At 39.3% G+C, this 13,498-nt stretch carries 17 protein-coding genes; 8 read left to right on the top strand and 9 right to left on the bottom strand.

Annotation, left to right across the window (positions count from 1 at the left end; all coding sequences use genetic code 11):
* Positions 1–184 precede the first annotated feature (184 nt).
* Together ACTXGK_RS22750 and ACTXGK_RS22745 are read right to left on the bottom strand one after the other, a co-directional pair.
* Positions 185–712 carry a hypothetical protein gene (locus tag ACTXGK_RS22750; protein ID WP_443516323.1) on the bottom strand — a complete coding sequence of 176 codons (528 nt, stop codon included), beginning with the start codon at positions 710–712 and terminating at the stop codon, positions 185–187.
* Positions 713–751: 39 nt separating this feature from the next.
* Positions 752–1,738, bottom strand: a complete 987-nt coding sequence (locus tag ACTXGK_RS22745; protein WP_443516325.1) for a hypothetical protein — start codon at positions 1,736–1,738, stop codon at positions 752–754.
* Positions 1,739–2,177: 439 nt separating this feature from the next.
* Between ACTXGK_RS22745 and ACTXGK_RS22740 the strand changes: the two genes are divergently transcribed.
* The 3 genes from ACTXGK_RS22740 (at position 2,178) to ACTXGK_RS22730 (ending at position 5,169) form a co-directional block, all read left to right on the top strand.
* A complete protein-coding gene (locus tag ACTXGK_RS22740) occupies positions 2,178–2,795 on the top strand; it encodes a trimeric intracellular cation channel family protein (RefSeq protein ID WP_443516327.1) in 618 nt (205 codons plus the stop codon).
* Between the two features lie 378 nt (positions 2,796–3,173).
* Positions 3,174–4,553: a dihydrolipoyl dehydrogenase family protein gene (locus ACTXGK_RS22735; protein WP_207969577.1), complete on the top strand. Its 1,380-nt coding sequence runs from the start codon at positions 3,174–3,176 to the stop codon at positions 4,551–4,553.
* Positions 4,554–4,605: 52 nt separating this feature from the next.
* A complete protein-coding gene (locus ACTXGK_RS22730; protein WP_207969576.1) occupies positions 4,606–5,169 on the top strand; it encodes a TetR/AcrR family transcriptional regulator in 564 nt (187 codons plus the stop codon).
* 259 nt (positions 5,170–5,428) lie between these two features.
* Here ACTXGK_RS22730 and ACTXGK_RS22725 read toward each other — a convergent pair whose 3' ends face one another.
* Entirely contained in the window at positions 5,429–6,406 is a 978-nt protein-coding gene (locus tag ACTXGK_RS22725) for a zinc-dependent alcohol dehydrogenase family protein (protein WP_443516329.1), read from the bottom strand.
* A gap of 120 nt (positions 6,407–6,526) precedes the next feature.
* Between ACTXGK_RS22725 and ACTXGK_RS22720 the strand changes: the two genes are divergently transcribed.
* From ACTXGK_RS22720 to ACTXGK_RS22710, 3 genes are all read left to right on the top strand, one after another.
* Positions 6,527–7,468: a LysR family transcriptional regulator gene (locus ACTXGK_RS22720; protein ID WP_443516330.1), complete on the top strand. Its 942-nt coding sequence runs from the start codon at positions 6,527–6,529 to the stop codon at positions 7,466–7,468.
* A gap of 203 nt (positions 7,469–7,671) precedes the next feature.
* Positions 7,672–7,827 (top strand): hypothetical protein, encoded by a 156-nt coding sequence (locus ACTXGK_RS22715; RefSeq protein WP_087945604.1) that lies wholly within the window; start codon positions 7,672–7,674, stop codon positions 7,825–7,827.
* Positions 7,828–7,893: 66 nt separating this feature from the next.
* Entirely contained in the window at positions 7,894–8,118 is a 225-nt protein-coding gene (locus ACTXGK_RS22710) for a hypothetical protein (RefSeq protein WP_201546016.1), read from the top strand.
* Between the two features lie 343 nt (positions 8,119–8,461).
* On the opposite strand, the gene ACTXGK_RS22705 is transcribed toward ACTXGK_RS22710, so the two are convergent.
* A complete protein-coding gene (locus tag ACTXGK_RS22705) occupies positions 8,462–9,337 on the bottom strand; it encodes a LysR family transcriptional regulator (protein WP_207969572.1) in 876 nt (291 codons plus the stop codon).
* 83 nt (positions 9,338–9,420) lie between these two features.
* Between ACTXGK_RS22705 and ACTXGK_RS22700 the strand changes: the two genes are divergently transcribed.
* A complete protein-coding gene (locus ACTXGK_RS22700) occupies positions 9,421–10,347 on the top strand; it encodes a DMT family transporter (RefSeq protein ID WP_443516332.1) in 927 nt (308 codons plus the stop codon).
* 299 nt (positions 10,348–10,646) lie between these two features.
* Positions 10,647–11,168, top strand: a complete 522-nt coding sequence (locus tag ACTXGK_RS22695; RefSeq protein WP_443516334.1) for a hypothetical protein — start codon at positions 10,647–10,649, stop codon at positions 11,166–11,168.
* Between the two features lie 349 nt (positions 11,169–11,517).
* Here the strand turns inward: ACTXGK_RS22695 and ACTXGK_RS22690 are convergent, their stop codons facing one another.
* The 5 genes from ACTXGK_RS22690 to ACTXGK_RS22670 form a co-directional block, all read right to left on the bottom strand.
* Positions 11,518–11,928, bottom strand: coding sequence for an NUDIX hydrolase (locus ACTXGK_RS22690; RefSeq protein WP_443516336.1), 411 nt, complete (start codon positions 11,926–11,928; stop codon positions 11,518–11,520).
* A 627-nt stretch (positions 11,929–12,555) separates the two neighbouring features.
* Entirely contained in the window at positions 12,556–12,756 is a 201-nt protein-coding gene (locus ACTXGK_RS22685) for a hypothetical protein (RefSeq protein WP_288997846.1), read from the bottom strand.
* A gap of 56 nt (positions 12,757–12,812) precedes the next feature.
* Positions 12,813–13,127, bottom strand: a complete 315-nt coding sequence (locus ACTXGK_RS22680; protein ID WP_372810901.1) for a hypothetical protein — start codon at positions 13,125–13,127, stop codon at positions 12,813–12,815.
* A 21-nt stretch (positions 13,128–13,148) separates the two neighbouring features.
* Positions 13,149–13,322 (bottom strand): hypothetical protein, encoded by a 174-nt coding sequence (locus ACTXGK_RS22675; protein WP_296206997.1) that lies wholly within the window; start codon positions 13,320–13,322, stop codon positions 13,149–13,151.
* 11 nt (positions 13,323–13,333) lie between these two features.
* The gene (locus ACTXGK_RS22670) at positions 13,334–13,498 is read right to left on the bottom strand and encodes a GNAT family protein (protein WP_296206998.1); all 165 of its coding nucleotides are present in this window, start codon (positions 13,496–13,498) and stop codon (positions 13,334–13,336) included.

The raw sequence follows: 13,498 nt of genomic DNA, 5'->3' as shown, positions 1-13,498 counted from the left end.
GTTTGACTGAAATAATAATTAGAGCGATCAAAATTGGATAAATAATGAATATATCTACTCTTATTATCGCTCCAACTTGTGTTCTAGACCATATGCCTATATAAATTTCCCATATAATACAAAAGACTATGGCGATTATCGTTGCCATTTGCACTTTGGTAATTTTTTTCATAGGTCTTCTCTCTTATTTACTCTCAAGATATGTTGGAAGTGCAGAAATATGTGCAAATACTTTAGATTGCTCATCCCATCTCCAGTATTTTCGCGTTTCTTCAGTATCGCCTGTTGGGGTCGGAATTACCCATACTGACGTTAAAATATTGCTTTCCTGTTCAAATGTAACATATGTGCCATTACCACCCCATTCTTTATCTTCTGGTAAAGGGTAAACCGTTCCATTTCGGCTATCGACCATCGCACCACTGACACAGCCTGAACCACAGCCCCATGTTATTACTACGTAATGGTTTGCAAAATTTACTTCCTGTTTTGCATATTCCCCACTAATCACAGTTCTATAACGTTTTGCAATTGGATGACTGTCAAAATTTATATTCGATTTTTCGATAGCTATTGGTTTAGCTTTTACCAGCGCCGTCTCTTCAAATACAGTATTAATAGCTGTAGTTTGAACAAGGTCCATATTTGTACAGGCACTAGTTAATACAGTTAATGCTAAAATTAACTGTATTTTAAAGTTTTTATATAGCACTTGCTTTATCCTATTATCCAGTAAACTTTTAAGAGGTGCTTAAAACTCATTAACCGCGTCAACCACAAACTGACGAGAAGCTTCACCCTCGATCATACGATACTGGATTTGGCGTGTTTTACCTTGTGGATTGGCATTGCTATCGTTTTCTAAATAGAGTGGGTAACGTCTAACCAACACATTCTCAACTAGCAAAAATTCATCATGCCCCATATAACCTTGTTTGAGTGTATCAGTCAGCTCTGGATAAGAGACTTCACTCCATGACAGCCCTTTATTGCTCGAATAAGCAATCACGTCACCATATGAGCCACTACCCACACTTTGGGTGAATACTAGAATTTCAGGATATCCATCGCCATTCATATCACCCACATCAGCACTAACAACAGGATCGCTAATTGGTCGCTCAATAATGTCTTCGCCTATAGGCTGGATTTTTAAGACATAACCACCATTGCCGTCAGAGGTGCTGGTCACTTGAGTAGAAAAATCACCATAGTTGAGTGATGTAGCGTATTGCGACTTGTCCAATTGTTGAGTGTCCAGCGTATCGCTTAATTTTTGATATACGCCACCAAGCGTTGCACCGCCGCTACAATAAAAAGCTGTTTTTTGTAGATAGGCTTCTTCACCTTCAATGGATAAGCTATTGTCATTAAAGCGCAAATAAACGGGGTTATTATCTACCCAAAACTGATACCGTCCATCATGAGCTTTATGAAGTACGGTGTCTAATGTACAAGTAGGTTTCTTTTTGTCTATGCGAGAACGAATAGACACACTAATAGCATCTTGACCAGCATCACGTACGCTGATCGCAAACCAGTCATAACCCTCGTTACGCTTTGTATAGCCATCTGTGACGTAATCGCCCGTTATATTGTTAGTATACTTATCGGTTGAGGTTGTCGTCGGTAGGTCGTTTTGTAAAACCGTTGTTGTCTCAAGGCCCTGTGTATTAGTGTTCTGGCACGCAGTCAGACTTAATAACAGCACGCTTGGCAGTAACGTTTTTCTCATCATAATTTTTATTCCTTCAGAAGATCGTTATATGGGCCATTCATAATAAATTTATGACAGCCCACATCATTTAGCAATTTAAAAAACCATTATCCATTCTTGGCGTGGAATATTGGTTTGTACCCATTTCTCTCGATGGGGTCTAAGTCAGGGCACTAGGATAGAGGAGTTCAAAGCCTGTGACCGTGTGTATTCAGTAATTTTTTTACTTGTTTATGAAAATTTGACGCTTACGCATAAGCCGCGATTTATGCTTGGGAAAAGCAGTGCTTTTGCATATAAAGTGACAATAACGTTGCATTCTTTTTTGCTTTCCCGTTGCTAGAATAGAGTAGTACTAGATGCTTTCAAAACGATTCAAATTATCATTCGTAATACACCAGTTTTATCTTTACAATCTCACATCATTTACACTATCAGATAGATTTAAGGTGAGTATTCCATGCTTTTGAGTATAGTTTACATTATTGGTATTACAGCAGAGGCAATGACGGGGGCACTAAGCGCGGGACGACAAAATATGGATTGGTTTGGGGTTATGCTTATCGCGAGTGTAACAGCGATAGGCGGTGGTAGTGTCAGAGATATCCTACTTGGTAACTACCCCTTAACTTGGGTAGAACATCCTAAATATTTATTAATCGTTTGTGTGGCTGGTCTTATAACGACTTGGTTGGCTAAATGGGTTGTTAAATTTAATGGCGTTTTCATACGTTTGGATGCTTTAGGACTAGCGGCCTTTAGTATCATTGGTTGTCAAGTAGGGCTTAACATGGGACTCCATTACGGTGTTTGTATAGTTGCGGCCATTGCAACAGGTGTATTTGGTGGATTGCTGCGTGATTTAATATGTCGCCAAACCCCATTGGTTTTACATCATGAGTTATACGCTTCAGTTTCTTTAATCGTTGCGTGTTTATATTTAACACTTCAGAATTTTGCTGTTAGTAGTAATATCAGCGTCATTATTAGTTTAGTTGCTGGTTACTTAATCCGTATGGCAGCGGTTAGAGCAAAGTGGCGATTACCCGTATTCCATTTGTTGGAAACTTCTAAATAAAATAGTGAACCCACCGTCATAAGAATGTCTACGAGCGGGCTGGGTTATTTTAGAGAGTCGTTAAGGCTCTCTATTTTTTTACCATCATACTGACTTAACGCCACTAATATGACGATCTAGCTAAGTTTTAACATGTTCATAAGCCTCATTAGGGCTTAGTAAGTATGGTATGTATAGCCTATTAGATGCTCACAAGACCTCTGAGATCTATTTTATGATCTAGTACATTTATTCAAAAAAGTCCAAACGAATACTTTAAAAAATACTGGTTATTTTTGAGTAAATCCATTAACCTACTAAAGGTAACCTACCTTAAGTAGGTTGACTTAGTAACAGGTTTCTTTAGTGAAATAAGTTTTGGTATAAAAGGGTTCTTTTATGAGCATAAGTGACTATAGTAAATCCAAATTGTTATACGACCTAGTGGTCATTGGTGCAGGGGCTGGTGGCTTGAACGCAGCATTGACTGCTATGGAATATGGGAAAAAAGTGGCTTTAGTAGAGCGTAATCAGCCAGGAGGAGAGTGTACATGGTCTGGCTGCATTCCTAGTAAAGCGATGATACAAATGGCAAAAGAGATTAAAATCTCAAAAAAATATGGTTCTATAGAGATAAACTCTGCTGACGTTTTATCAAAAGTACGAGCATTAATTCAGAAGGCACATCAAGCAGAAGCTGTACCTGTTTTAGAAGCTGCTGGAATCGAATATTTCTACGGTGAAGCCGTATTTTTGGATAAAGATACTGTTCAAGTAGGTACAAATACTTTGCAAGCAGAGAATATAATGATTGCCACAGGCTCATCGCCTGTCGTTCCAGATATCTTTGGTATTAACACAGTTGATTATCTAACAAATGAAAATATTTTTCTTTTGACAAACCTGCCTAGTAGCATCATTGTGTTGGGCGCTGGGGCTATTGGTGTTGAGCTGTCACAAGCAATGCAAGCGCTGGGCGTAGAAGTTAAACTGGTAGAAATGGCTCCTCATATTCTTTATCGAGAAGAAGTAGAGCTTTCTAAGTTACTACAGGAAGTCTTAGAAAAAGATGGGGTAGATATTCTTCTAAATCAACGTGCTATTGCTGTCTCAGAGGATGCTACAGGTATTCAGCTAACACTTTCTTCGCCTGAGGGAGAAGCCATCGTTTGTGCGGAAAAAATCTTGTTTGCTTTAGGACGGCAACCTAATCTGACGACGCTAAATATAGCCGATATTGGCATTAAAGCTACCTCGCAAGGAATCACGGTGAATGACTACTGTCAAACCAACGTCTCTAATATTTATGCAACTGGAGATGTGGTAGGGCCTTACCTTTTTTCTCATATGGCTGGGTATCAAGCACGAAATGTAATCCATAATTTATATGGTGTAGGAGCACAGCCTATTGACTTATCAGGTGTCGCTTGGTGTACGTTCTCAGACCCCGAGTTTGCTCGTTGTGGCTTAACTGAAGTTGAAGCAAGCACGGAGCATAATGATATCAAGACTTTTACGTTTGACTATGAAGATTTAGATCGTGCCGTTGTGGATCAAAAAACAATAGGTAAAGCAAAAGTAATTTGTGACAACAAAGGATTAATACTAGGGGCTTCTATTTTAGGAGAACGGGCGTGTGAATTGTTGGGTGAGTTACAGCTATTAAAGCAGAATCAAATCCCCCTACAGAAACTGCAGGAGAGCATACATCCCTATCCGGGATACAGCGAGTTACTTTTTTATTTAAGCATGGATGCAAAAGCATGTTTCATCGCTTAAAGTGTTAATCAATACGTATGAATAAAAGAAGGAGAGAGAGGTGGGTAAGCGTATGACAAAAGAAGAACGTCGTATTCAGTTATTGGCCATGGCTGATCAAATTGTTCAGGAGTCAGGTACAGAGGCTTTAACATTAATTTCATTAGCTGATTACGCAGGAGTTAGCAAGCCCATCACATATGAACACTTCGGTTCAAGAGAAGCGTTACTTTCAGCCCTCTATCAAAGCTATGATCAACGTGTAATTGAAGCTATTGAGCAAGCGGTGGCTGAGCAACCGCTCTCTCTCGAAGCCACCGTCGATAGTGTTGTTAAGTCATATCTTGCTTGCGTAGTACATTGCGGATCTCAATACGAGGAAATTATTGCCGCTTTACAAGCTTACCCTGGTTACCGAAACCTCAAAGCTGATATTCGATACTACTTTTCTAAAGCCTATTGGCAGATTTTACAGCCTCATTTAACAGGGTCTTTCCAAGAAAACAAGGGGGTGTTATACGCTATCCACGGTACAATCGATGCTATTTCAGATGCAGTAATGATGGAGGGGTTAAGTTATGAAGCTGCTGAAAGCCTTTTACGAAAATTAATTCTTACTGTAGTTAGGTCGCTATAAAAAATTACAGTGAGTCTGGAGTAAAGTCTTCGGAGTACCTGTTGGTATACTTCCTAAAGTGTTAGAAACTTCTAAATAAAATATGACCCTACCGTTATAAGGATGTCTACGAGCGAGCTGTGTTATTTTAGAGAGTCGTTATTATCTGTGAACACCTCATTTTTAACACAGCTATTTGACGCAGTTATTTAATACAGTCTGGCTGCAATTTATCTCATTTTTATCGTCATGTTCAAAATGAGGACACGTCCGAATACTACTATACAGTAAGCGTAATTTTACCCACTGCTTTACCTGATTCAAGGTGGTCATGCGCGCGCGCTACCTCCCAAATAGAGTAGTTACTATCATCTATGATAGGCGTGATTTTGCCACTATCGACCAGCTCTGCAATCATTTTCAGGATACGACCGTGCGATTCATGGTTGACGCCATGAAATAATGGGATGAGCACTAAAACACCGTGAAAGGATAAGGCTTTGAGAGCAACTTGCAATGGATCAGCAATCGGTAAAATAGTGGCGACATGGCCATTGAATCTAACGGCTTGAAAAGATTTTTGTATATTATCACCAGCCACCGTATCGAAAACTTTGTCAAAACCCACGCCGTCAGTATACATCGCCACATAGTCATCAACCTCCGCTGTTGTATAATCCACTAGATGATCCGCGCCTAGCGTTTGTGCTAGTGCACGATTAGCAGGAGAGTAGGTAGCGGTGACTGTCGCGCCAAGTACTTTTGCTAGCTGAACGGCAAGATGACCAACACCCCCTGTTGCACCATGAATCAAGACATTATCGCCTTCTTTGACATTCATTTTTTGTACGAGTGCTTCATAAGAAGTGAGTGCGACCAACGGCAAGGCTGCAGCTTGCTTCATACTGAGTGTTTTAGGTTTTTTAGCCATTAAACGCACATCAACTAACATGAATTCAGCAAGTGCACCATCAATACCGTTGAGGCCACCAGCCATACCATAAACTTCGTCACCAACACTAAATTCAGTGACGTCGGCACCTATCTCGCTCACAATACCAGCTACATCACCGTGTAGTATCTCTGGCAAATTCTCCGACCAAGGCAGCTCGACTGAGCGCAGCATGGTATCAATAGGGTTCACACTAGTGGCTTTCACTTCCACAACCATATGACCTAGTGTTGCCGTTGGTTTTGGTTTTTCTTCCAATTGAAAAACTGCAGTTGTACCGATTTCTTTAATGATCATCGCTTTCATGTTATTACCCTTTACTGGTGTGAATGTCTTATTGTTTGTTTCAGGACAATAAGTTTAGACGTTGCTAATCCAGCAAACCATTACCCAGTAAACAAATTACTTTTGCTTTTTGAGCAAGCCATGGTTACAGTTAAATGGAATACCTATCAACTTAATAGAGGAGTGGCAATGAGCTCAATAAATCGACTGGCATACTTCAATAGTGTTGTCGAAACCGGTAGCATTTCAGAGGCCAGCCGCATCTTTGATGTACAGCCGTCTTCCATTTCACGGCAGTTAGCAGTGCTTGAAAAGGAGTTGGGCGTACGTCTGCTCAATAAAACGACCAGAAACACCAGTTTGACTGAAGCGGGGCACAAATATTACGAATACTCTCAGCGAATTGTGTCAGAGTTTGATAATGCCAAAAGAGCCGTTAATGACCTGCAAATAATGCCACAGGGTAAGCTGAAAATCAGCATGACAGTTGGTTTTGGTGAAAACATGGTATTACCGTTAATACCGAAATTTATGTCGTTATATCCAGATATTGATATAAAAATTGAGTTAACAGAACGGGTTGTGGATCTTATAGAAGAAAATATTGACGTGGCTATTCGAAGTGGACGCTTATCTGATTCGACCATGATTGCCAGACGCTTGGTATTTAATGATTTTCTACTATGTGCAAGCCCCCAATATTTAAAAAATAATGGCACGCCTCGTAGGATTGACGATCTAGCTGATCACCAATGTATCCGATATGGTTATAACGGTTGGAAAGAGTGGTTTTTGATAGCAGAAGATAGTAAAAAGTTGATGATTAATAGTCAGGTTTCAGTGAACTCAGTGAATGGTCAGAAGCAGCTGGTATTGAATCATACAGGTCTGACGCTAATACCACTGTGGGCTGTTAAAGATGAATTGGCGAAAGGGTCATTGGTTCAAGTCATGCCAGATCATATTTTTAGTCCCTATGAAGAACTTAGTGCTACTTACGCTATTTATTTAAAGCGAGATATGGTCTCACCAAAAACGCGCGTTTTTTTAGATTTTTTGGTAGAGCACATGATAGCGATTTGAGTTTGGGTCTACAGCTTGATCGCACAAATTTTTATAGTCAACGACTGCTAAATACATTTTAACGAATATTGATATTTTTAAAGACCGAGTATGAATAGTTTATGAAAAAATAGGAGCGCGCCCAATCTGCGTATTATTTCATATACGATATGTGCCTAGGCATTCATTAGTTGATAAACGTACTCATTGGTTAGGATATTTATATGAATACTAAGATGATGATAATCATTATTATCACTGCCATTCTTGCGTTCTGGCTAGGCATCAAAGCCCATGAATTCTATTACAATGATATTTGTTTAGATCTGGGCGGTGGTCAGAATCCAGGAAACCATCATATTTGCGTCATTCAGCAATAACTATACTGCAATAACTTTTGAATAAAGATAAATTATTATTGCTAATTCTCATCTAACGGAGCTTTTATGACATCTAAATTATTTATCAGTGGTTCAATTATGCTGACCCTCGCTGCACTGTCTGGACTGATGGAGAGCTTATTTTACGGTGACATTGGTGCTGATGGCGTGCTCCAAGAAAGCTTGTTTTTACCTTTGGCTTTGATTTTTTTAGCCTTAGCCATCATCCTTTATGGCTTATCATTAATCATGCAGGTAAAAACAAGAGTGACAGGTACTCACATGAGCTAAACACTTATTCCCCAACTACATTATCAACCAGCATCACCTCTTCGCTCACTGTAAACGTTAGATCATGAACACTAGATCTGACGTTTTTATTTTGGTCAGTCTTTGTTGGGTATACTCAATGAAATCAGACAAACAGCCTTACTGAACATTTTTCGATACAGTACAGTTATAAAGTTCAATGCTAGGTACATATAATCATTTAGGGCGAGTCGTCAATTAGCACATTAATGCATTTAGTGGCCTTAAAATGGCTAAATTTTGCTAAACATTTTCAGTAATCTTGTCTATCTACCATTTTTCTCATTTTAAGCCTCACAATCTAATTGATGACACGCCCTAGGTTTCACTTTTTTAATAATTGTACGGCCATTTTTATAAATGCCTGTGCTGCAGGAGAAGCTTGCCGGGTACTGTGCAGTGCTAAACCAATCGTTCGTTTGTATTGCGGCGCTACTTGCCGAACCACATAGCCATCAGTTGGCAAAGCTTGAGGGAGTGCTAATTCAGCAACAAGGGCAACACCTTCTCCTTTTGCAACCAAGGCAATTGTCGTCATCAATTGGGTCGTTCTGTAGCGAATATCGGGGATCAGATCCTCGGATGCAAATAGCTTGGAAATGAGTTGCGCTGAACCAGCTTCAGTCAGAATAAAAGGAACATGACATAAATCTTGAAGTACAATTTCATCTTTATTCGCCAATGAATGTGTTTTAGGAATAAGAGCAACCATTTGATCTTCAATCAATGCAAAGGTATCAAAATGCTCATCAGGAAGTACCACAAAGCCAACATCAACACGCCGCTCTTGTAACCACTGTACGACCTGCTGATCATTTCCTTCATCAATACGCACCTCAATATTGGGAAATTGCTTACGGTAACTCTCTAGAATCTCAGGAAGTAAGCGCAAAGAAGAAGTAGGGCCGAAAGAACCAATACGCAGGCTACCTAGTTGCAATCCCTTAATATCAGCAGCTTCTTGGCGTATGGTCTCAGCCAACCCCAGTATTTCTCGAGCGCGGGGTAGTAATCGAGTGCCAGCGACAGTCAGTTCAGCTTGTGACTTATTGCGCTCGATAAGGCTTACTCCTAAATCTTCTTCGAGTTTTTTCAGTGTGTGCGAAACAGCTGACTGACTAATACCTAACTGTTGGGCTGCCAAGGTAAATCCACACAGCTCTGCAACGACCACAAATATTTCAAGTTGGCTAAACGTCATGACCTTTTGCTCATTTTACTATGACTTAACATTAGTGAAATACTATAGCACATATCAGGTTAACTCTTATATTGAGCGACATCATGCAACCAACTACCAGTACCTCTAACGACTTAGCTTTACCCTCTATCTGGCCAATATATTTCAAACTTGTCCTAGTCGCCTTACTGTGGGGAGGGACTTTTATCGCAGGGCGTTTACTTGCCGAATCGCTTTCACCGTTAATGTCAGCGATAGGCCGTTTTGGTCTGGCGGTATTTATACTCATTTTACTCACTATAAAACTAGAAGGTAGGCTACCAACGCTATCGCTCAGACAGGTTGCGATCACCTTCGCTCTCGGTCTTACTGGGATATTTACCTACAATCTGTTCTTTTTTACTGCGCTCTCTGAAATGGCAGCCTCCCGAACGGCTCTATTTGTCGCGTTTAATCCTATCGCGACGGCGGTACTAGTTTCCCTCTTATACCGAGAAAAAATTTCATTGCAGATGTTGCTTGGGATAACTGTGGCGGTATTGGGCGCATTGACCGTGATCAGTAATGGTCATCTACTGACTGTGATCCAAGGCAGTGGTCAGGCTTTTGGCCATGGTGAATTTTCAATGCTCTGCGCGGTAATCAGTTGGGCCATCTATACCGTCGTGGGACGGAAAGCGCTGCTTGGTTTATCACCTTTAGTGTCAACGACTTATGCTGCTATCTGGGGATTGCTACTGCTGTTAATGATGTGGTTGTTCAGTCCAAACGTACAAGTGCTATCAGAGTTAAACTGGAAGGTTTGTGCAGCTATTGGCTATTTAGCGATATTTGGCACCGTTATTCCTTTTATTTGGTATTACCAAGGAATCAAAAAGATTGGCGCAGCGCAAACGTCCGTTTTTACTAACTTTGTTCCGTTATTTGGTGTGTTGCTCGGCGCTTTGCTACTCAATGAGCAGATATCCTCTGCGATGTTGCTTGGTGGAGCGCTGGTGATCACTGGAGTCATTCTGACAAATCGGCATTAATAAAAGTGAGCGGTGGTGAAGAAACCTTACAACTAAACTTGGTAAACTTGAGCATGTCATTAATTGGCGCATTAGTACATTTATTGGCCTTAAAATGGCTAAATCTTGCTAAACATCGTCAGTAATTTTGCCAATATGTTCATGTTAACAGCAATTTCTTCCTTGTTTATCTACAATTTTTCTCATTTCAAATCTTACAATCTAATTGATGATACGCCCTAGATCGCTTAAAAAAGTATTTAACTTTTGAAATGGACTTGCTAGATTAGGGTTTTTTAATAAAAATAGGAGTGTAAGCTATGTCGCATATAGAAATCAAACTAGCACGACCTCGAGTGGATGAAGTCTTTGCACGTTATAAGCATCTGATTGGTAAAGACTTCCCAGGCTATCGTAACTATGTTTATCGTACCATTACTTATGCCATGCATTTTTTGGACAATGAACCTGAGTATGAGGCCTTAATTGAAACCATATGTGCTTATTTTGCTTATCATGACATAGGACTATGGACAGATCATACACTGGCTTATTTGGAACCCTCTGAAGCAGTTGCACTTGCAGATAATGAAAAATATGACTGGGGATTTGATCCTCAACTACTTCGCAACGCAATTCACTGGCATCAAAAAATCACCCCTTATTCCGGTAAAAGTAAGGAAGTTATTGAAGCTTGTCAAAAAGCAGACTGGGTTGATATATCAAAAGACCATATTCGTAAGGGTATGAGTAAAGCTGTTATTAGAAAGGTCGAAGCAGCCTTTTCCAATTTGGGTTTCCAAAACACATTGCTACGATTAACTAAAGATTACGAAGGTTAAACACTTGTTGGTAATGTTAAGGTGACACGAGGTATTATGAAATGGTGATTAACTCAGTGTGTCATCTTTGAATAATTTCTTAAAATAAAGTAAGATAATCCCGGATTTTATGTGCTCGCCTAAAAAAACACTGCGACTATTTAGATCACTCGAACCACCTTTAGTTAATATTTATATTCGAATAGCTCAATTTGTGTACACCACGAAGTACACTGTCATTATTTTAATAGATTTATTTATTAGCGCATATAGCCTACAGCCTAGTGTTCAAGTCCTGACTAGGGAACCGAACCAGTAAAAGCACTTGATTGGTCCGCTATAGGTATAGAGTATCGAACATTCTTACTTTTTAGAGTAACTCAGCTGCTTGTAATGCTATCTCTTTAACATCTAAGCTAAGGGCTAAATCTGTATTGATCAAATCTTCAATATTGAAAAATCTAGCTTCTACGGCATCATCACCTGCTAGAGGATCACTAGAAACCCAAATACAAAGTACGGCTACAGCGTTAAATATCTTGAAAGCATTTGATACAATGCTTGTCTCTTCACAAAGTTCACGAACAGCAGCATCTTTAATAGCTTCCCCATGTTCAATTTTACCACCGGGAAAACCCCATCGACCTACATCGGGTGGGTTAGCACGGCGTACTAAAAGCACCTTTTGATCTTTAAAAAGCACTCCAATAGTAGCTACTATTGGACGTAATTTCTGTGGTTCGTATTGTATTATAGGTTCATTACATAGTTTATTAGACATAAAGACTCAATTGAGAATAGGACATAGAGGATAGCTGAATATTCAGGTCCTCACTAGGGAACCGCATCTTCAGAATGTGATGAATATCTTTGTTGACAATGGTTATCACTAACATTAATATTCAACCTCTTAAATAAACATACGTTCATTTATTAGGATTTTTGATGCGGAAATTTGTCCTAGATTACCCAAAGGGGAGTTACCGCAAGTTTTTTATTGTGGCTTTAATCCTAAGTTTTGGTTTTTTCATAAATTCTTCTATAAATAAAGACATACCAAGCATCTTAATATGGCTAGGAATATTTTTATCAGTATTGAAGCAAGTTGTCATACCTATAGATCTAGATCAAAAACTATCTTTATCGAAAAAAAGGTACTCTATAAGTGATGATGATTTCATAAGTCATTACAACAGTAGTTCTATTACTCATAATAACAACAAGGATAAAACTTGGCATAAATTAATAATACTGGGTGATGATATTTCGTCTCTTTTGCTTATTGCTGTCATAATCTATAGCATATTTGGTTAACTGAATTATATTAGTAAGCCATAACAAAACTGTTATAGATTACTAATATGATGAAAGGCTTACCACTTAAAACTGGGCGTTCTAAGTAGCGGACTCAAATCTGTTCAGCTTCTAACTTAGTTACTATACTTTCAAAAACTTCTTCAAAGTGCTGGCTATCAGTACATCTTTTAAACGCATTACCATTCCAAAATCCTAAATGAAATGTGATTGTAAGTCGCTTTTTATCCGCAGTTATCCTTTTTATTTCCGATAGGTTAACAATTTCATTGTCTACAACTATAAAACTTGGCATCTAAATCTCTTTCTGTGGTGTTTATCAATAATAGGTAGCTATAAATCTTACTTGCTCTATTTAGTTTCAGTATCAGAGTCGGGCAGGGATGTACGAATAATAAAGCGATAGATATCACAACATAGAGTCCAGAAAAACCAAAGCAATATAGCAGCACATGCACCCAAGCCGATAACAATAGTGCCTATTCTAATACTGCCATCCAGACCCCCATTCCAAATATGAGGTGCAATAGGTGGACCCATCGTTGCAACAAACGCCAAGAAGAACCCTAACATTACTATAAATCCTGTAATTGTAAGGCGTATCACTATTACTAATATATTATCAACCCATGTGTCATTCTTCTTATGCTCTAGAAACTTAAACATGACCATCCTTTTTTTGGCTACCTAACTCTCAATTGCTTTAAATCCCTTTACTAAATCAGCCATTAAATCCTTATCCGTCTGTCTGGTCAAAAAATCCAATAGATGGTCAGCGGTATATCCAGCATCATCCATTTTTAGCTTTTCGAATTCTTGCCATCTGATAGGCATTGATATACTCGCCGTTGCGATAAGCATAATCCACCATCTCACCTTCTATCACAAAGCCCAAGCTTTTCGGCCAGTCGCGTGCGCCATAGGGTCTTTGACGGCATAGGCAATTGCAAAGTATTAGCATATAAGGCCTCATCGGTATAAATGGCTTGCAATGCCTCTGCATCTTCTGGCTCAGCATGACGTATTCCGATTTTCAT

This window comes from Psychrobacter sp. T6-5, assembly GCF_052258485.2.
Classification (GTDB): Bacteria; Pseudomonadota; Gammaproteobacteria; order Pseudomonadales; family Moraxellaceae; genus Psychrobacter.
This window is presented reverse-complemented; position numbering and strand designations above follow the sequence as displayed.